This is a genomic window from Streptomyces sp. CLV115 (genome assembly GCF_038448545.1).
Taxonomy (GTDB): Bacteria; Actinomycetota; Actinomycetes; order Streptomycetales; family Streptomycetaceae; genus Streptomyces; species Streptomyces sanglieri.
Genome location: NZ_JBCEWQ010000440.1, coordinates 1 through 440, shown reverse-complemented (window position 1 = coordinate 440; position 440 = coordinate 1). Strand labels below are relative to the sequence as shown.

Here is a 440-nt window from a genome sequence, read left to right as displayed (position 1 = left end):
CCTACGGGAGGCTGCAGTGGGGAATCTTGGGCAATGGGGGCAACCCTGATCCAGCCATGCCGCGTGAGCGATGAAGGCCTTAGGGTTGTAAAGCTCTTTCAGCGGGGAAGATAATGACGGTACCCGCAGAAGAAGCCCCGGCTAACTCCGTGCCAGCAGCCGCGGTAATACGGAGGGTGCGAGCGTTGTCCGGAATCACTGGGCGTAAAGGGCGCGTAGGCGGCCTGGTAAGTAGGGGGTGAAATCCTGCGGCTTAACCGCAGGGCTGCCTTCTAAACTGTCAGGCTTGAGCACGGTAGAGGCAGATGGAATTCCCGGTGTAGCGGTGGAATGCGTAGAGATCGGGAAGAACATCAGTGGCGAAGGCGGTCTGCTGGGCCGTTGCTGACGCTGAGGCGCGACAGCGTGGGGAGCAAACAGGATTAGATACCCCAGTAGTC

At 59.8% G+C, this 440-nt stretch carries 1 rRNA gene; it reads left to right on the top strand.

Features of this window, described 5'->3' with window-relative positions:
* Nucleotides 1-440 (top strand): 16S ribosomal RNA (locus AADR41_RS42545); the annotation flags it as partial.